At 34.5% G+C, this 17,146-nt stretch carries 19 protein-coding genes; 11 read left to right on the top strand and 8 right to left on the bottom strand.

The genetic code is table 11. The features are described from left to right. Nucleotides 1-12: 12 nt before the first annotated feature. The gene (locus CTN01_RS03705; RefSeq protein WP_045149672.1) at nt 13-573 is read right to left on the bottom strand and encodes a DUF2938 family protein; all 561 of its coding nucleotides are present in this window, start codon (nt 571-573) and stop codon (nt 13-15) included. A 202-nt stretch (nt 574-775) separates the two neighbouring features. On the opposite strand from CTN01_RS03705, the gene CTN01_RS03700 reads away from it, so the two are divergent. Continuing rightward, nucleotides 776-1,666: a LysR family transcriptional regulator gene (locus CTN01_RS03700; RefSeq protein ID WP_045149670.1), complete on the top strand. Its 891-nt coding sequence runs from the start codon at nt 776-778 to the stop codon at nt 1,664-1,666. Between the two features lie 209 nt (nt 1,667-1,875). Here the strand turns inward: CTN01_RS03700 and CTN01_RS03695 are convergent, their stop codons facing one another. Then, complete coding sequence (locus CTN01_RS03695) at nt 1,876-2,352, bottom strand: peroxiredoxin (RefSeq protein ID WP_045149669.1); 477 nt, start codon at nt 2,350-2,352, stop codon at nt 1,876-1,878. 531 nt (nt 2,353-2,883) lie between these two features. On the opposite strand from CTN01_RS03695, the gene CTN01_RS03690 reads away from it, so the two are divergent. Beyond that, the gene (locus CTN01_RS03690) at nt 2,884-3,144 is read left to right on the top strand and encodes a hypothetical protein (protein ID WP_045132451.1); all 261 of its coding nucleotides are present in this window, start codon (nt 2,884-2,886) and stop codon (nt 3,142-3,144) included. 200 nt (nt 3,145-3,344) lie between these two features. After that, a complete protein-coding gene (locus CTN01_RS03685; RefSeq protein WP_045149667.1) occupies nt 3,345-3,758 on the top strand; it encodes a GNAT family N-acetyltransferase in 414 nt (137 codons plus the stop codon). Nucleotides 3,759-3,956: 198 nt separating this feature from the next. On the opposite strand, the gene CTN01_RS03680 is transcribed toward CTN01_RS03685, so the two are convergent. After that, the gene (locus CTN01_RS03680; RefSeq protein ID WP_045149666.1) at nt 3,957-4,247 is read right to left on the bottom strand and encodes a hypothetical protein; all 291 of its coding nucleotides are present in this window, start codon (nt 4,245-4,247) and stop codon (nt 3,957-3,959) included. A 394-nt stretch (nt 4,248-4,641) separates the two neighbouring features. Between CTN01_RS03680 and CTN01_RS03675 the strand changes: the two genes are divergently transcribed. From CTN01_RS03675 to CTN01_RS03655, 5 genes are all read left to right on the top strand, one after another. Beyond that, nucleotides 4,642-5,244, top strand: coding sequence for a LysE/ArgO family amino acid transporter (locus CTN01_RS03675; protein WP_045149665.1), 603 nt, complete (start codon nt 4,642-4,644; stop codon nt 5,242-5,244). 960 nt (nt 5,245-6,204) lie between these two features. Then, nucleotides 6,205-6,909, top strand: coding sequence for a response regulator (locus CTN01_RS03670; RefSeq protein WP_005367927.1), 705 nt, complete (start codon nt 6,205-6,207; stop codon nt 6,907-6,909). A gap of 34 nt (nt 6,910-6,943) precedes the next feature. Next, nucleotides 6,944-8,242, top strand: coding sequence for a sensor histidine kinase (locus CTN01_RS03665; protein ID WP_045185132.1), 1,299 nt, complete (start codon nt 6,944-6,946; stop codon nt 8,240-8,242). A 102-nt stretch (nt 8,243-8,344) separates the two neighbouring features. Continuing rightward, the gene (locus CTN01_RS03660; protein ID WP_045149663.1) at nt 8,345-8,632 is read left to right on the top strand and encodes a hypothetical protein; all 288 of its coding nucleotides are present in this window, start codon (nt 8,345-8,347) and stop codon (nt 8,630-8,632) included. A gap of 320 nt (nt 8,633-8,952) precedes the next feature. Beyond that, nucleotides 8,953-10,272: a sensor histidine kinase gene (locus CTN01_RS03655; protein WP_045149661.1), complete on the top strand. Its 1,320-nt coding sequence runs from the start codon at nt 8,953-8,955 to the stop codon at nt 10,270-10,272. A gap of 898 nt (nt 10,273-11,170) precedes the next feature. On the opposite strand, the gene CTN01_RS03650 is transcribed toward CTN01_RS03655, so the two are convergent. From CTN01_RS03650 to CTN01_RS03640, 3 genes are all read right to left on the bottom strand, one after another. Next, nucleotides 11,171-11,506: a DMT family transporter gene (locus CTN01_RS03650; protein WP_045084078.1), complete on the bottom strand. Its 336-nt coding sequence runs from the start codon at nt 11,504-11,506 to the stop codon at nt 11,171-11,173. Between the two features lie 29 nt (nt 11,507-11,535). Next, nucleotides 11,536-12,834 carry a membrane protein gene (locus CTN01_RS03645; RefSeq protein ID WP_045149660.1) on the bottom strand — a complete coding sequence of 433 codons (1,299 nt, stop codon included), beginning with the start codon at nt 12,832-12,834 and terminating at the stop codon, nt 11,536-11,538. 356 nt (nt 12,835-13,190) lie between these two features. Then, nucleotides 13,191-13,379 carry a hypothetical protein gene (locus CTN01_RS03640; RefSeq protein WP_045149658.1) on the bottom strand — a complete coding sequence of 63 codons (189 nt, stop codon included), beginning with the start codon at nt 13,377-13,379 and terminating at the stop codon, nt 13,191-13,193. A 549-nt stretch (nt 13,380-13,928) separates the two neighbouring features. On the opposite strand from CTN01_RS03640, the gene efpL reads away from it, so the two are divergent. After that, a complete protein-coding gene (efpL, locus tag CTN01_RS03635; RefSeq protein ID WP_005367920.1) occupies nt 13,929-14,501 on the top strand; it encodes an elongation factor P-like protein EfpL in 573 nt (190 codons plus the stop codon). A 110-nt stretch (nt 14,502-14,611) separates the two neighbouring features. Beyond that, on the top strand, nt 14,612-14,998 hold the full coding sequence (locus tag CTN01_RS03630) for a GNAT family N-acetyltransferase (protein WP_052666680.1): 387 nt from the start codon (nt 14,612-14,614) through the stop codon (nt 14,996-14,998). 168 nt (nt 14,999-15,166) lie between these two features. On the opposite strand, the gene cspE (CTN01_RS03625) is transcribed toward CTN01_RS03630, so the two are convergent. Both cspE (CTN01_RS03625) and cspE (CTN01_RS03620) read right to left on the bottom strand, forming a co-directional pair. Continuing rightward, nucleotides 15,167-15,376, bottom strand: coding sequence for a transcription antiterminator/RNA stability regulator CspE (cspE, locus tag CTN01_RS03625; protein ID WP_005367917.1), 210 nt, complete (start codon nt 15,374-15,376; stop codon nt 15,167-15,169). 480 nt (nt 15,377-15,856) lie between these two features. After that, nucleotides 15,857-16,066, bottom strand: a complete 210-nt coding sequence (gene cspE, locus CTN01_RS03620) for a transcription antiterminator/RNA stability regulator CspE (protein ID WP_005367915.1) — start codon at nt 16,064-16,066, stop codon at nt 15,857-15,859. 518 nt (nt 16,067-16,584) lie between these two features. Here cspE (CTN01_RS03620) and CTN01_RS03615 point away from each other — a divergent pair. Next, complete coding sequence (locus CTN01_RS03615; protein ID WP_005367912.1) at nt 16,585-16,896, top strand: DUF496 family protein; 312 nt, start codon at nt 16,585-16,587, stop codon at nt 16,894-16,896. The last annotated feature ends 250 nt before the right edge of the window (nt 16,897-17,146 follow it).

Here is a 17,146-nt window from a genome sequence, read left to right as displayed (position 1 = left end):
GTAATTAAGCCGCTAATGCGCGGCTTTTTCATGATGTTCTTTCGCTTCTTTGAATATCTCTAATCGACTAGCGTAAAGGACTTTCGTAGTGATATACAAACCAATACCGTAGCAAGTATGACAAAAAGTTGAGAACAAAATCGCGTGGATCATATTGGGACTATTAACGTGGAAAAAGCCTTCTCCAAAGGCATAACTCACCACAACTAATGGAAAAAATAACAATGACCATGCATAAACAAGCGATTTTTTAAGGCTTGGTTTTAGAAACAATCCTTTCTCAACAAAGCTAATATAAATCACGGTATAAACTAAGCTAACGCTAAAGTGCACAATCCAACCGATAAGAACATCATGGGGAACGGCTGGCACTTGTTGTATAGCTTCAACCAGTGGATGCCCTTGAGTGATATAAACTAAATAACGGCCTAAACTCGCAAAATTATTTAGTGGGTGATCACTGAATAATAGATATAAGTTGCTGCCTAAATCTAAGCAAAGACCACTAAATACACTAATAAACAGAAGGTGAAGGAGGTAGGATGAACGTTGGTGATGGGGGTAATAGAACATAGAGCATCTCCTGATTAATTACGCTTTCATTGTGATAATGAAAAGAGCTTGTCATAGTCAGGTGTGGTTTATTAACACCGTGGCAATGGCTTTCATAAGTTCAATGATTTGTTGATGTTTATAGTCTAAGGCAATGAAAAATCGGGATATATAAAGTATGCTTTATGCAAAGCATTATGAATAGTTATGGGTGGGCTCAAGGATGAAACCAAATTTAGATTTGAATTTGCTGGTGGTTTTTTTAGAAGTGTATCGTCTTCGTTCCATCACATTAGCATCAGAATCACTAGGTTTAACACAACCAGGGGTAAGTGGTGTATTAAAGCGATTACAATCTCAGCTAGGGACGCCTCTTTTTGTAAGAGAAGGGCGCGGAATTAGTCCAACACATGCCGCAATTAAATTAGTGAATGAAATAGAACCTGCGCTAACGACAGTACAAAGCGCGTTAGGTAATATCGCAGAGTTTGATGTGCAAAATCACCAAACGTTTACGATTTATGTAAATGAGGTGGTTATGCACACGATTAGAAATAAAATTGAGCTCGATCCAACAATGGGGAATTGCAAAATAAACCTCTATATGACGCCTAATACAGAAGAAGAGTTGTTGTCCCAGCTGAGTTTACAGAAAGCAGATTTAGCCATTGATATTGGTTTACGCAGTAATCCGTCTTTTTTCTATCAATCATTTATCGATGATGAAATTGTCGTAGTCTGTCGGAAAGATCATCCCAATATCCAACAGACAATCACGCAAGCGCAGTTTTATGCTGAAAAAATAATCTTCATGCAGAAAAGGCGAATAGACTTACTTGAAATGAATTATTTCTCTGATGAACGCTTTCTGCCAAGAGATTTAGACTGTGAAACCGCATCTATTGTTTCAATTTTAGCATTAGTGTCAGAGAGCAACGCCGTTGCGCCAGTTAGCCGACTCATAGCTGAAAAATATGCCTCATTATTTAACTTACAAATACTGCCATTGCCATTTTCTTCCAAACCTTTCAAACACATTATGATGTGGCATAAGCGTGATGAACATAACTCAGCTAACCAATGGTTGAGAAATAAACTCAGCGAAATATTATGACATTGTCACTAATTTGATGAGCCTTTTTTATTATTAGCAAATGTATGAAGACGTTCATATTCTTTGAAAATACACATATAAAAAAGAGTGAATCTGATAAGTATATGTAATAAATACCAAATTCACTCATTGTCCAACTCTTATATACTTTTAACTAGAAAGAGCCGAGGCACTGAACCATATTATTGATGTTTAAAGCATTATTGCGGTTACTTCAAGCTTGCTAAGATCGTTTCCGCTTTACTTGCTTCAAATTGTTTCGGCTCTTCAACGTTTAGCTGAGTTACCACGCCATTATCAACAACCATTGCATAACGTTGAGAACGTATACCACCGAAGTTCTCGGTATCCATTTCAAGCCCTAATGCTTTAGTAAAGCTACCATCACCATCGCCCAACATCATAATTTCAGATGCGTTTTGCGCTTCGCCCCAAGCCTGCATTACAAAGGCATCATTAACGGATACACAAGCGATAATGTCGACACCCGTTGCCTTAATCTCATCTGCTAGCACTACATAAACCGGTAAATGAGCTTCAGAGCAAGTAGGAGTAAATGCTCCTGGTACAGCAAACAGCACAACACGTTTGTTGGCAAAAAGCTCTGCGGTATCGTGTTTTACCATACCGTCATGTGTGAGTTCACTGAGCACTGCGGCTGGTAATGTTTGGCCTTTTTCGATCATCGTTTACTTTCCTTGTTGTATTAGTTTGAAACAGTGTAGCGAGGAATTTATCTCACGGCTAATTTTGCGAGTGAAATAGAAGACGTAAATGAGGATTGTTAGTGACAAAAGTGATGTTGAAACACATTCCATATAACAAGGCAAATTAGAAAGGGTGGACAAAAACAGTTGGCTTTGTTCGTGAGTAGCAAGTTTTGCCAACTAATCTTTGCCGTTTATTCTCAGCGTCATAGCTAGGTAGTATTTTGAACTCCATCGAAATATATCCTTATCGTTTTGCATAGGATAATAGTCGGTGTTAGCTTGCTATTTATATGTAATCCAATTAGGAAAGCAAACTGAGAACAAGGCAGTAAATGGGATGCTTTGTTACTGAGGCTGCTTTTCAAAGTGTTGTGAATATAAAGAACTCAAGATGTTTTTGGTGGTTTGATATACGCCCCTTATTGAGACTTTATATAGATTTGCAGTTGAGTACGTGTTTGTAGACTTTTGTATACGGCGCTTTAATTAAAACAATGGAATCTCGTAATGGATAATTTTGAGTATCAATTGAACTGCGATAATTGTGGGAAAATAACACGTCATATTCATCAAGCCTTAGGTGAAACTAATCAGGTTCAAAAGGCTAAAAGCGGCTTTATTTCTGGAGTTAAGCGGTTTCTCAATCTATGTTTCGGAGAGCCTTTAGAAAAAGCAGTGTTTGAAAAAAGCGAATACATTTGCTCCACCTGTGGGACCGTATTCAATAAATCTACTGATATACAGGATATTGCTGGGCATGATGATTAGTAGTTCTTAATTCAGGAATAAATTAGAGCGAAAGTAATGTCGAAAAGTATTGGAGTTACTATATAACAAGGCTGCTTAAGGCGGATAAAAAAATGTGGGCAAATTTTTTATACCAGTTTTACTGATTATGGCTTTAATTTCGCTGAGGCGTGCGTTTATATGCTATAAAAATAACGTAATAAACTAAATGGAGTTAAGTATTGAATTTTGAAATTCTAAATGATGAAAATGCCTTAATTTTAGAAACACTTATTTCTGGTGTACGAAAGCATAATGAATCCACTTTAGGTTATGAGAAAAAGCAGTCATTATCTGTAATCTATCGTGACGAAGATAATAATCTCATTGGTGGCATTACAGGCTTTACTATTTATAAAAATTTTTTAATTAATGTACTTTGGGTTGATGAAAAAGAAAGAAATAAAGGGATAGCTCGTAAGTTGATGGAACACTCAGAAATTGAAGCAAAGATGAGAGGGTGTATTGCTGCACAAGTTGATACTTTATCAATACAGGCTCCTAACTTTTATCAAAAAATGGGATTTGAGATTAAAGGTAAGATTCCTGGTTATACAGAGAGTCATGATCGATATTTTCTAATGAAGAAATATTAGTTTAAACGGCGTTATCCTTAATTTTCCTAATACTTAGCCGCTTAACAAAATAACTTGCTAATACACTTCTATCTACAAATGAGCTTGCTATTTAACTAACTCAAATTCAGTTAGTTCATAATTGACCTAATCATTTATTAGGTAGTAACTCTTACACAAAAATACCGACCTACATCAGGTCGGTATTTTTATCAGGGTTTATTGGCCTACACAATCAATCGACATTTTACCATCAGCATCGCGAGATAGGGTGATAGTAGTACTTGCTTTTGATGCACCTTTAGGCAAGTAAACTGCACATTTCTCAAAGTTTGGTACAAGAGCTTTATTGATTGTTTTGTCCGCTTGTTTTTGGCTATCAACATTGTCACCTGAATAAACGGTAATGCTATCTATTTGTGCCAGCATTTGCTCAGAATGTTTAGCTGGAGCTGCGTGTGCGAAAACAGAAACAGAGCTAAGTGCAAGTAACAGTAAAACTTTTTTCATTATATGCCTCTATAAATTTAATGAATCTTGTGCGTTGGTTCGGTTGCTAATATAGTCATAAATCAAAACTAAATAAATAAAAAATTATCGCAAAACGATAATTTTTTGTTGTTAATTTTTATTGTAATTATGGTGAGGCGGACTAATGCATTGATTATTAGAAATAAATAATGAAATAGACTTGTTGAAGGGCAAAACCAGAGTGGCGTGTTTTTACATGTATTTTTGTACAAAAAGCACACAGTTCTCTGTTTGTGTGTGATTGTAAGTGGATTATTGCTGTTGTTTCTGGGTGAAATTAGTCATTTTTTGCTGATTTATTAACTACTTTGTAACTTACGCAAATAAATGGTATTAACCTAATACTCGTCACTTTTTACATGGATGTACTGTAATGGCAACCTTTCTTGCAGGCTTTTCGCTTGGCTTATCTTCAATACTAGCAATTGGCTCTCAAAATGCGTTTGTATTGAAACAAGGGCTTAAGAATCAATACGTGTTTATCATCTGTATTGTTTGCGCATTATCAGATGCATTATTGATTAGCTTTGGTGTTGCAGGCTTTGGCGTTATTGTCAGTAAGTATCCGGATATTGAAATAGTGGCGCGATACGGTGGCGCAATTTTCTTAATGGTTTATGGGCTGTTGAGCTTTAAATCAGCATTGATGACGGATCATACTTTGCTTACTGATAAAAAAACATCAGGTTCGTTATTAAAAACGGTACTGACTTGTTTGGCTTTTACGTGGTTAAACCCGCATGTGTATTTAGATACACTTGTGCTACTTGGATCTATTTCTACCCAATACCAACCTTATGTGTGGCAATTCGGGCTAGGGGCTATCATGGCATCTTTTGTGTTTTTCTTTTCGTTGGGCTACGGATCGCGTTTATTAGCTCCATTATTTAAGCAGCCTAAAGCATGGAAGGTGTTAGAAATACTGGTAGGGGTAATTATGTTATCTATTGCAGCATCGTTGCTTCTCGGTATTTAAGCCGATTAGAGTGATTCAAATTATAACGATAACAGCAATAGGGATAATGGTGGGTATCATATCAGTTCATGCTTTTTATTGTTACTGCTTTAATGTAGATGCGTTATATTGAATAATTTTTACTTTAATCTTTAATTCACAGGATTCCATAGTTTCGGTTTTGTAATCTGGTAGAAATCACTTCGTTATATCTGTAGGTTAAATATAGTGGTTAATATAAAGACAAAGAAAATATGGATTTGCTATTGACCTTCTTTGGGCCATATATGTATTTTAAGAGGATGCGTATTATTTCAATTTTCTGTGCTATTTATCGATATGTTAATTTTTACTGTTATTTAATAGTTCGGAATAGTGCTGCTATTTTTAATAATTTAATTTTGATAAAATCAATAATAAATCGCAGGTTTCTGTAATTATAATAAAACTATAAAATAATATCATTGTGATTTTTTATAAAATATAATATTCATATATAAAGCAATATTATAAGGAGTGTCTTTGATTTTCTTATATAATCTTTATTAGTGTACTGACTGATTTCATCGTTAGAAAAAGTGCAACTCGTTTTTGTTTATCTGCACTCATAGTTATGGTGCTATTTAAGTAAGGAATTTTAAGTAAGAAAGTGAATCACACCAAGACATCAAAATCGAGACAATCAAAAGTATGGTATTTATGTATATATCTATTTTGTATTACTATGATTAATGATGTTCACAATTAAATTTTGGTTTTGGTATTAACCCTCGTTACTCTGTAAGAGTATGTGTTTATTTTTGGTCCTGATTTTGAAATTAACATCAATTGTTAAAATTAACCATTAAAGTGCTTTTAAAATATACAATTAAATCATTTTTTCTGAATTATATGAACTAAATATGCAACAATAGTTGGCATAGAGGTAAGACAAACGAAAGCAGTCTTGTTTTGTAAAAATACGGAAGGGCAGGTAATTGCATGACAAAACCAAAAATGATCATTGTAGAAGACGATTCAAAACTTCAAAAAATGTTGCAAGAATACTTTGTAGCTCAAGATTTTGATGTCAAAACACTTGACGATGGTAGTAATGCAACACAGACCATTCTTGAAGAACAGCCTGATATTGTTTTGTTAGATCTAATGTTGCCTGTAACTGACGGCCTCACTATTTGTCGTCAGGTTCGTGCACATTACAGGGGAAAGATCCTAATCCTTACTGCTAGCGATGACGATTTCGATCAAGTTGCTGGGTTAGAGACTGGTGCTGATGACTATGTTACTAAACCTATTAAACCAAGAGTTTTATTAGCAAGAGTTCGTTCACTGTTACGTCGCCAAGAGGCTATTGTTATTCCGGATGAGGATGCAAATAACCTACATTTTGGCCAACTTACCTTGAAAAACACATATAAGAAATGTGAGTTAGCAGGTAAAGTTTTAGCACTTACTGACAGTGAGTTTGAACTGCTTTGGTTATTAGCCAGTACTCCAGATACTGCATTATCACGCGACTATTTGACACAAAAATTGCGTGGTATTGAGTATGATGGAATTGACCGTACGATTGATAATAAAGTTGTAAGGTTAAGAAAATTATTAGGTGATGATAAAGTTCCAGCAGAAAAAATTCAGACCATTCGAGGTAAAGGATATTTATTTGCTTCTACTGCATGGTCATAACTACGCTCATACAATTATTTGAAAGAGATAAATTATGCGTCGTATTTATTTAGAGTCCTTATTTGGACTTTTACTTTGTTTTATTCTAGGTGTTGTCGCCAATGAAACAATAGTTTATGACCTGAATACTGATTATGAATTTGTACTAGAAGATAGTCAGGCAAGTGCTCATCAAAAATTAATGGCGTTCATTGCAGAGAACCAAGGGCTTGATGCTGCCCATAAGGCGATGAAGCAATATGTAGATACCTCACTACAAAAACTGACTATTTATAATCATGCGGACATGATACCGAAGACAGTTTCTGACTATTTTAACACTCATCCTGATAGTTTAATTTTTCATGATAAAGAAAGAGATCTTTGGTTTCGTTTAGCGGGTAGTGATAATACTTATTATTACGCGGCCGATTATGACACTCTTGTTAGGCAAAAAGTTGATTTAGAAGATGACCTTGGTTGGCTATTTATTTTAGCGAGTTTTATTGTATACACATTTGGTTATCTTATGATCATTTTCCGTCGTGTTCAAAAACTTGAAACGGCAACGTTACGTTTTGCTGAAGGTGACTTATCTTCAAGAGCTGATACTAAAGGTGGCAGTGCTTTAGGAACATTGAATAAGTCATTTAATCTTATGGCTGATCGTATTCATAATCTTATTGAAAGCAAACGTTCATTGACTAATGCAGTCGCGCACGAATTGCGTACACCCATATTCCGTATTCAGTGGCAAGCTGAAGTACTTAAAGATACCCCACTAAACAATGAACAAAAAGCAACCATTGAAAGTATTGTTGATGATACGGAAGAAATGGAAAAAATGGTTGATGAGCTTTTGTATTATGCCAAACTCGATTGTATTGATTTAGAGAAAGCACTTTCACCTATAGAAATCTCTGGATTTTTAGACCACGCGATAAAACGCTGGATGAAAGAGACTGATATTAAAATTAAGCTTATATCGAAAAAGCAGTCCTGCATGATACTGGCAGATGAAATACTATTAAATCGCGCACTGGATAATTTAGTCCGTAATGCCATGAAATTCGCTTATTCACAGATTCTGATTATTGTAAAACCAGAACAAGAAAAACTTCTAATATCGGTACATGATGATGGTGATGGCGTGGCAAAAGAACACCAACCCCGCTTATTTGAACCTTTTTATGTAGGGGACAAAGCCCGTAATAAGGCAAAAAGTGGTCATGGCTTGGGGCTTTCTATTGTTGATAAGATTTGTACTCAACATGGTGCTTTAGTCAATGTTAGCGATAGTGAAATCTTAAAGGGGGCGGCGTTCACAATCACTTTTCCACTTTGTAAGGGTTGAGCCGACAAACACTTACAGTAATGATAATTAAATTTAGGGATAATTTTCATCGCGCTTGTAGGGCGTTCTCTATTTAATTAAAAAATTACTTTAAGGTGTAGCATGAGAAAGTTATTGACTTCGTCTGCTTTTGGTTTCGGTATTGTTTTACTTACTGGTTGTTCCGGTATTACTCATAATAAGGATGTTTATACAGCCCATGCTGAAAGTTTTAATATAATTGGCTTTCAAGTGCCTGGAAATACAAAAGAACGTGTGATGGAACTGATACCTGAGGGGGCAACTGTTGAAACTGTTCAATCAACAAACTCTGATACAACTTCTGTCTTAGGTGTTCTTAATCGAATTATCGGTATTGATTACGTTCAAGTAGGTGGAAAAAAACAATAAAAATATGGCTTGTAAATTAGATGATAGTTACTATTTTGAGTCGTCTTCAAAAGCCATGGCTTTCTGTAATTCTTTTATTTCTTGAAATAATAGCCTTAAGTTATGTACTTAAGGCTTTTTTACATATTAATTAAAGTATCTAAAAAATGTTACCGGAAAATAATTCACATATAAACCTTTGTTTGTTATTACGTCGCCAAGATGTCATTGTTAATAAGGCCACTATATGAAACCTGAAGCATTCGATGTCAGCGCAATGTGTTTTTATTTATTACTTGGTTATAACTAAAATCAAATTACAATAATTAAAGAGATAAATTATGCGTCGTATTTATTTAGAGTCCTTATTTGGACTTGTACTTTGTTTTATTCTAGGTGTTATCGCCAATCAAACAATAGTTTATAATTTGAATACTGATTATGATTATGTACTAGAAGATTACGTGGCAAGTGCTCATCAACAATTAATTGCCTTTATTGCAGAGAATCAAGGTCTTGAGGCTGCTCAGAATGCGATGAAGCAATATGTGGATACTTCTTTACAAAAACTGACTATTTATAATCATGAGGATAAGATACCGAGTACAGTTTTGAAATACTTTGACACTCATCCAGATAGTTTAATTTTTCATGATGAGGAAAGAGATCTTTGGTTTCGTTTAGCGGGTAGCAATAATATTTATTATTATGCGGCAGACAATAACTCGCTAGTTAGGCAAAAAGTTGATTTAGAAGAGGACCTTGTTTGGGTATTTATTTTAGCTAGTTTTATTGTATACACGCTAGGTTACCTAATGATTATTTTTCGTCGAGTCAAAAAACTTGAAGCAGCGACATTACGTTTTGCTGAAGGTGATCTATCTTCAAGAGCTGATACTAAAGGTGGTAGTGCTTTAGGAACATTGAATAAGTCATTTAATCTTATGGCTGATCGTATTCATAATCTTATTGAAAGCAACCGTTCATTGACTAATGCAGTCGCGCACGAATTGCGAACGCCCATATTTCGTATTCAGTGGCAAGCCGAAGTACTTAAAGATACCCCGCTAAATAATGAACAAAAAGCAACCATTGAAAGTATTGTTGATGATACGGAAGAAATGGAAAAAATGGTTGATGAGCTTTTGTATTATGCCAAACTCGATTGTATTGATTTAGAGAAAGCATACTCACCAATCGAAGTTAGTGGTTTTTTAGATTCTGCGGTGAAACGTTGGAAGAAAGAGACTGGTATCAACATTAAGCTCATATTGAAAAATCAATCATACATGATATTGGCAGATGAAACGCTATTAAATCGCGCGTTGGATAATTTAGTGCGTAACGGCATGAAATTCGCTTATTCACAGATTCTGATTATTGTAAAACCAGAACAAGAAAAACTTCTAATATCGGTACATGATGATGGTGATGGCGTGGCAAAAGAACACCAATCCCGCTTATTTGAACCTTTCTATGTAGGGGACAAAGCACGTAATAAAGCAAAAAGTGGGCATGGCTTGGGGCTTTCTATTGTTGATAAGATTTGTACACAACATGGCGCTTTAGTAAATGTTGGCGATAGCGAAATCTTAAAGGGGGCGGTGTTCACAATCACTTTTCCATTATGTAATGATAAAGAAGACAAACACTTAAAGTAATGTTTGTCGCCTGTTGCAAAAGGAGTGTGAATACACAAGACTAATAATAAACGGTGCTGGTGTTGCTGAAAGCGAGTTAAAGTCAAATAGGTTAGTCAAAAGGAAATGTTAGAAAGTACATTGTTGGAAAAGGAATATCATCAAAGAGAATTAAATTTATCAAGATTAATACCTGATTTAAAAAACATAAATGAATGATATTTCAAAATATCATGCCAATGAAAAATTAAACAAAACAGATTTATAATACAATGCGGCCCATGATGATAAGATTAATTACATTTTTATCATTATGGGCTTTTTATTTTACTAACTTATTTTCGTATAATAGATTCTATTAATGAAGTTTATATAGGTAATGCTAAAATCGAATATGTGATAATTTAAAAGAATGTGTAAATAATTAGAGTCAGCAGTTCCGACTGTCGAAAGTGTTTAATACAACATCTTTCTTATCTATTCTTGAGCGAATAAGTAGTATTGATTGTATTTAATAAAAATGATATTAATGACTATTATTTGGCTGAGGTATAGGGCTTTATTAATGATAAAGAATGTAAACTTTAGTTTTATTACATGATTATAATTCTCAGTTTATATTTAGTGTTTTAGTAAGTTGAAGTGATTTTTTAAATACTCTTTAATTAATCTAAGTTTAACGTTTTTCATTGGTGGTAAATATATAAATATCGTTTTTAATCATTAATTTTATTTTAATGACGAGTGGGGTGCTTATTAATTACTTGCAGCGTGAGAAGTATAATAGTATTTTGTAGAGGGTTTCAAAGCTTAAGGTTAAACGGTAGATGATTCTCTTTTTTCGATAGCGAAGAATATGTTTTATGAAAAAGCCGCACTCAGCTGTTAACTAAGTACGGCTATCAAATCGACTTTTTAATTAATGTACAACAGACTTAGAAAAAAGTTGAATAGTAATAATTCCAACAGCAATAAGTACTAAACCTATCATTGCTGGAAGATCAAGTTTTTGCTGATATACAAAATATGAGAGTGCCGAGACTAAAAATATACCACTACCAGCCCAAAGCGCGTAAGCAATACCTACATTCATCGCCTTAACTACTTGAGATAAACCATAAAAAGAAATTGCATAACCAACTATAACGATAAGGCTTGGGACGGTTCGGGTAAACCCTTCAGACGCTTTCATCATGGTGGTTGCTAATGTTTCAGCAATAACAGAAATAAATAATATAAGGTATACTTTAGTCATAAGGTTGCTCGATAATTGTTTGATTTTAATTAATTACTGGCAAAGAAATCTCTAATTGTAATTTTTTCTAAAATACTGAATTTGTGCCATGGTTTTGATGTAGGTTGAACAATAGAGTGTAATGCTCGGGTATAATCCATCACTAAACCAGGTGTCCATGCCATCATGATTGCACGGTTTCGAATTTGCGCGGCAAGCCACACTTCAGGTTTTGTAATAAATTTAAAAAATGTAAATATGTTTGAATTTTCATTATGTAAGACACCTTCCAGAGCAGCTTCTAATGCATAAGCAGTATTGCTTGAGCAATTATTCGAAGTTAAATTATAAATTGGATTGTGGTAATTTTTTTCCCAGAACTGCTTTAAAGCTTGTACGTTATATTTTGTAAAGTTAATTTTTATATTAGATTCACACCATTCAGAAATCTCTGATTGATAGTCAGGTAAGTAGCGTCCTAAAACATTATTTTCTGGTGTTGCTTTTAAAGTACGAATAAACTCTTTAGGTGAACGATCAATTTCATCTTTTGGGTATAAACTCATATATAGCTCACTACCTAGCTCGATTGCAGCATGCCCTGTTGAAATTATTCCTTTAATGTCTGTCGCAGCAATATAACGGTTGATAACTGGTCTAGGAATATAAGGGTTTTCGGCTGAACCTTCGGGTGTCCAAATATGAACCGTTAAAGGAATAATTAAATGTTTACTTGAGCCTTGAATCTCTGCATCAAAATTATTGTTTGATTTATTATATTTTCTAGAAAGTTGGCTTGTTCTTGTTGAATTATTATCTTCACTTTGATTCTTTTTGATGAGCACAATAATACTTCTAATACTACTAGTCATCATAATAAAACCTAAAACATATGAAATAACATAGTTATAATTAAGTATTAAAAATAAAGAATATCCTATTTGAATAGAACCCCAAATTATAACTCTTCGCCACATTACGAAACGTACTACAATAGCAGATGCAATATTAAATACACCGATAGAAAGATAAATTAAACCAAAAGCTAAGGATAGTATGAAATTACTTCCTTTTACATCAACAAAGGCTAGTGTGATACTAAAAAGAAATAATAATCCTTTCAATAAAAGTACTTTACGGTGAATACCATGGCTATTGGGTGCAATAACTAATGTAGCAATACTTTCAAGAATTACAAAGTAGCAAAAAGCGTCAAAAACCTTTCCATCAAGACCATCAATAAAAGTAAAAAATCCAATGATGCCCCAGAACAATGAGAGTAATAAGAGGTATGACCGTGTTTTTTTTACGAACTCTGTACCTAAAAGATGTAATGTTATTTGTAACATTTAAAAACCGTAATAAGCTATTAGTTATTAAGACGTTCAAATTAATAATTTAATTAAGATGCTAAATTATCATTTGAGGTTAAATGTCCTTAATTTTTACCATTGATGTCCATAATCAAATTGATTAGTTTTGAGAAAAAGGTATAACTGTATTTTTGTGAAAAATTATTTCAATTCATTAGTTTTTTGAAATTTCATTTTATTTTTAAAGAACACCTTCTTTCTGATGTTGGAATTATCACATACAAGTTTTGTAATTACTGTATGAGTTTGTAAGTGCACTCACTACATTATTGAGGAAAATTTTTCATTACCGGATAACTACTTTAATAGAGAGTTAGCGATTAATATAACGATTATCTATTAAGATAATCTTTTATAAATGGTGATGTCTCTATCATTTTTTCATGAGCTATTTTTTCAAAATCCTGCACATTATCTTGTAAGTCGCCATCAGGTTGGTTTTCATAAACCTCAACAGCTGTAAAGACAAGAAATAAGCAAACTAACACCGTAAAAAGTGTATCTAAAATTGTATCTCGCAAATTTATTCCTCTGTTTAGTTAGATAACAGCTATTTAACTAAGCGAAGTAATCTAAAGAATTCTACCAGTTCGTGTGGTTGAAACTATACATTTATAAAATGTATACGTCTGTCGACAAAGTGTCAGTGTTTTGATTACAGTAAACTTAAAACTTTTCATAATGAGAACAATAGCGTCTATAAGTAGGTAACTTAGTGACAGAACTGTCGCCTGAAAATAATGGATAGAGCTAAGTAATTTTGCTATACACTGATCCGTTAAGACATTAATATTTTCAGTATTTATTGTTTAATGTATGTAAATTTAGTGATTTAATTATTAACTCAAACTTATTAGTAATCATTGTTTAACTTCAGAGTTCATCGAACCTGATTCACAGGACATTTGAGTATAAAGCGAGAATTAGCCGAAAGTTGAATGTTCTTGTTTAAGCCTTGAGCAAAGCTATGTGTAAACGCAAAAAAATAGGATTTGTACTACTATAACACTTGCTATAAATCTGTATCTTGGTGTAATTTCTCACAACTATTTTTATTTGGAATTATGATCATGCCAAAGGCTAGTGACATTAAAAAATTTGCTGCTGTTGAAATCAACGGTAAAGTAGGTCTTGTTAAAGAAATTAGTAAGCTAACGCCTAGTGGTCGTGCTGGCGCAAGTCTTTACAGAATGCGTATTTATGATGTAGCTACTGGTACTAAATCAGACGTAAGCTTCAAAGCTGATGAAATGGTTAACTTAGCTGATTTCCGTCGTACTAAAGCATCATTCTCTTACATCGATGGTGAAGAGTATGTGTTTATGGATGACGAAGATTACACACCATACTCATTCAACAAAGAAGCAATCGCAGAAGAACTACTATTCATCACTGAAGATACGAAAGGTATCGAAGTTCTTACTGTTGATGGCGCGCCTGTTGCAATCGAACTTCCAGCGACAGTTGAACTAACTATCGTTGAAACTGATCCATCAATCAAAGGTGCTTCTGCAAGTGCTCGTACTAAGCCTGCTACACTTTCAACTGGCCTAGTTGTTCAAGTTCCAGAATACATCGCGAATGGCGAAAAAATTAAAGTTAACACGGCTGAGCAAAAGTTCATGAGCCGCGCTGACAAGTAATAGATTACTTTTAATCTTTACTGAATAAAACCAGCCTTCATCTTGCTGACTTTTGTTAAGCAAGTGGGCTGGTTTTTTATTGGCTGTACTACGTCACGGAGCAATGGATAGTGCTATATAAAATACGACAAGCAGAAAAATCAGATCTTACCGCGATGTACCAATTAGAGCGTGAGCTATTTGGTGATCATTGTTATCCCGATTTTTTATTTCGCCAAGCATATGATTGTTGGCCAAGTGGGTTATTGGTTGCCGTCTCAGAGTGTGGACATGTAGTAGGGTATGTACTCTCAAGCCCAAGTTTTAATAGACAAACAGAAACGCAGAGGGATGCGTGGATATTAGGTATTGCTGTTGAAAATAAGATGCAAGGGAAAGGTGTAGGAAAAGCGTTGTTGAGTGAGGCATTAGCACAGCTAGCTGATTACAATCGAATTTTAATAACTGTTCACCCAAAGAACACGACAATAAAGCTATATCAGATATTAGGGTTGTAGAGATAGAGCAAGAAGACGATTATTTTGGATGTGGCTCACCAAGAATTAAGATGTGCTTAAATCGTAAAAAGCATGCATATATTACTTAAGTCGATTGATACTATTTTTCAGCGGCAATAAAAAAGGGCATCCTAAGATACCCTTACTTCTTCAACTGTTCGTTGTAGATTAGATGCGCTCAACGTTAGCAGCTTGAGGACCTTTTTGGCCTTGCTCAACGTCAAAAGAAACCTTTTGACCTTCTGCTAGAGATTTGAAGCCTTCACCAGCGATAGCACGGAAGTGAACGAATACGTCAGCGCCGCCATTATCTTGAGTGATGAAACCGAAACCTTTCTCATCGTTGAACCACTTAACGATACCAGTTGCTTTAGACATGTGATGTCTCCTGAAATAAATTAATGTGTTACTTATGTACAAAAGAATATTGAAGCGCTTCAGGACAACTGTGTACGTTTGAACAGTGTAACGAAGTTTTTCTTTCACTTTGTTTCATAAATAGCCCTGTTATATAGGACGCTGATATTAAGCCATTTTCGATTTTAAAGAGCAAGTGAGTTACTTATTTATCGCTTTATAATGTGAGCCGTATTACAAAAAAAAAGCAAAGAATATTATGAAATAGATATCTTATTAATCAGGGTGGTTAATTCTTGTCGGGAATTTGAATAATAATAAGTCTATCAATATCTATAATCGTGCTCTAGTCTTGCATTTTTAACTGGTAAATCGCTTTTATGTAGTCGATTATGGGTGCGGGAGGTAAGATGGGGAGATTAATTGTTGGCGAAAAAAGGGCCGAGACGACCCTTTTATCAAGTGCTATGTGAACTAACGTAACGTTAGATAAGCAAGTAATTACGCTTTTTCAACATTTGCAGCTTGTAAACCTTTAGGACCTTGCTCTGTTTCGTAAGAAACTTTTTGTCCTTCAGTTAGGGTTTTGAAACCATCGCCAGTAATCGCACGGAAGTGTACAAATACGTCAGCACCGCCGTTATCCTGAGTGATAAAACCAAAACCTTTCTCTTCGTTAAACCACTTAACGGTACCTGTTGCTTTTGACATGTTCTCTCCTGATAAACTTTACATCAAACACTGTGTTGCCAATATCGGGTTACTACGCTATTTGAGCTTGAACACTTCTAGGAAGCTATCCTTGTCCAGATTGCATTGTTGTAAACGAGTACTGGTCTATTTCAAGAGTAGGCGCTGATATGCCATTTGCAAATACAGGAAGGCTTTTTTTGTGGGAGATTTCACAAAAGATACCATTTTGTTATTACACATTACATTGATTGTCTAATTGTCATAATTACTAATAAAAATAGGACGATTTATTGTAAAATATCAAAAAGTTGTTGAGTATTTTGTGCGATATTTGAGCGAGAAACATAAGTTGATGTTCATAGAATCATCATTGGGCATTTAATCATGAGTATTGCTTGAGTTTACGAATGACTTTCTGATATAACGATTTCAGTAATAAACTGAGACTCGACGGTTATGTACTAGGAAGTGCATTATTTCTATCCCTTGCATTAAATCAGTTTCACAAGGTTTTATTTTCAGACTAAGGACTACACATGAACAACATCCTTGAACTCGTTCGCCAAACACGTCGTAAAAACAAACTAAAACGCGAAATCCTAGATAACGATCGTAAGATTCGTGATAACCGTAAGCGTGTTGAGCTGTTAGAGAACTTGATGGATTACATTAAGGCCGATATGAGCCACGATCAAATCGTTGAAATCGTTGAAAATATGAAAGGCGACTACGAAGATCGTGTTGATGATCATATCATTATCAGTGCAGAGCTTTCGAAAGAGCGTCGTGAAGTAAGCAAGTCAGTAAAAGAGCTAAAGAAAGCTGAGATCGTTGCACATAAACACTAAACAACACTAGAAAGCTAAGAGTATATAATATACTTCAGCTTATATAGTTAGTTGAAATTAAACCGAGCTTAATGCTCGGTTTTTTTATATCTATTGTAAGTATTAACAATGTCTTATGTGCTTACGTTGCTATTTGAAAGTTAACGACAACGATTCATTTGAGGCAAAAAATAGCCCGAAACGACTCCTGTCTCGGGCCTAGGGGAATGGCTCTCGTAAGAGCCTTGCGCTAACTGGTTAGTAAATGGAG

It is taken from the genome of Photobacterium angustum (genome assembly GCF_003026365.1).
GTDB classification, from domain to species: domain Bacteria; phylum Pseudomonadota; class Gammaproteobacteria; order Enterobacterales; family Vibrionaceae; genus Photobacterium; species Photobacterium angustum.
This window is presented reverse-complemented; position numbering and strand designations above follow the sequence as displayed.

What these genes read in the sequence shown, in the direction of transcription:
- CTN01_RS03705 (WP_045149672.1), bottom strand. Translation starts at nt 573, where the DNA reads ATGTTCTATTACCCCCATCACCAACGTTCATCCTACCTCCTTCACCTT.
- CTN01_RS03700 (WP_045149670.1), top strand. Translation starts at nt 776, where the DNA reads ATGAAACCAAATTTAGATTTGAATTTGCTGGTGGTTTTTTTAGAAGTG.
- CTN01_RS03695 (WP_045149669.1), bottom strand. Translation starts at nt 2,352, where the DNA reads ATGATCGAAAAAGGCCAAACATTACCAGCCGCAGTGCTCAGTGAACTC.
- CTN01_RS03690 (WP_045132451.1), top strand. Translation starts at nt 2,884, where the DNA reads ATGGATAATTTTGAGTATCAATTGAACTGCGATAATTGTGGGAAAATA.
- CTN01_RS03680 (WP_045149666.1), bottom strand. Translation starts at nt 4,247, where the DNA reads ATGAAAAAAGTTTTACTGTTACTTGCACTTAGCTCTGTTTCTGTTTTC.
- CTN01_RS03675 (WP_045149665.1), top strand. Translation starts at nt 4,642, where the DNA reads ATGGCAACCTTTCTTGCAGGCTTTTCGCTTGGCTTATCTTCAATACTA.
- CTN01_RS03670 (WP_005367927.1), top strand. Translation starts at nt 6,205, where the DNA reads ATGACAAAACCAAAAATGATCATTGTAGAAGACGATTCAAAACTTCAA.
- CTN01_RS03665 (WP_045185132.1), top strand. Translation starts at nt 6,944, where the DNA reads ATGCGTCGTATTTATTTAGAGTCCTTATTTGGACTTTTACTTTGTTTT.
- CTN01_RS03660 (WP_045149663.1), top strand. Translation starts at nt 8,345, where the DNA reads ATGAGAAAGTTATTGACTTCGTCTGCTTTTGGTTTCGGTATTGTTTTA.
- CTN01_RS03655 (WP_045149661.1), top strand. Translation starts at nt 8,953, where the DNA reads ATGCGTCGTATTTATTTAGAGTCCTTATTTGGACTTGTACTTTGTTTT.
- CTN01_RS03650 (WP_045084078.1), bottom strand. Translation starts at nt 11,506, where the DNA reads ATGACTAAAGTATACCTTATATTATTTATTTCTGTTATTGCTGAAACA.
- CTN01_RS03645 (WP_045149660.1), bottom strand. Translation starts at nt 12,834, where the DNA reads ATGTTACAAATAACATTACATCTTTTAGGTACAGAGTTCGTAAAAAAA.
- efpL (WP_005367920.1), top strand. Translation starts at nt 13,929, where the DNA reads ATGCCAAAGGCTAGTGACATTAAAAAATTTGCTGCTGTTGAAATCAAC.
- cspE (WP_005367917.1), bottom strand. Translation starts at nt 15,376, where the DNA reads ATGTCTAAAGCAACTGGTATCGTTAAGTGGTTCAACGATGAGAAAGGT.
- cspE (WP_005367915.1), bottom strand. Translation starts at nt 16,066, where the DNA reads ATGTCAAAAGCAACAGGTACCGTTAAGTGGTTTAACGAAGAGAAAGGT.
- CTN01_RS03615 (WP_005367912.1), top strand. Translation starts at nt 16,585, where the DNA reads ATGAACAACATCCTTGAACTCGTTCGCCAAACACGTCGTAAAAACAAA.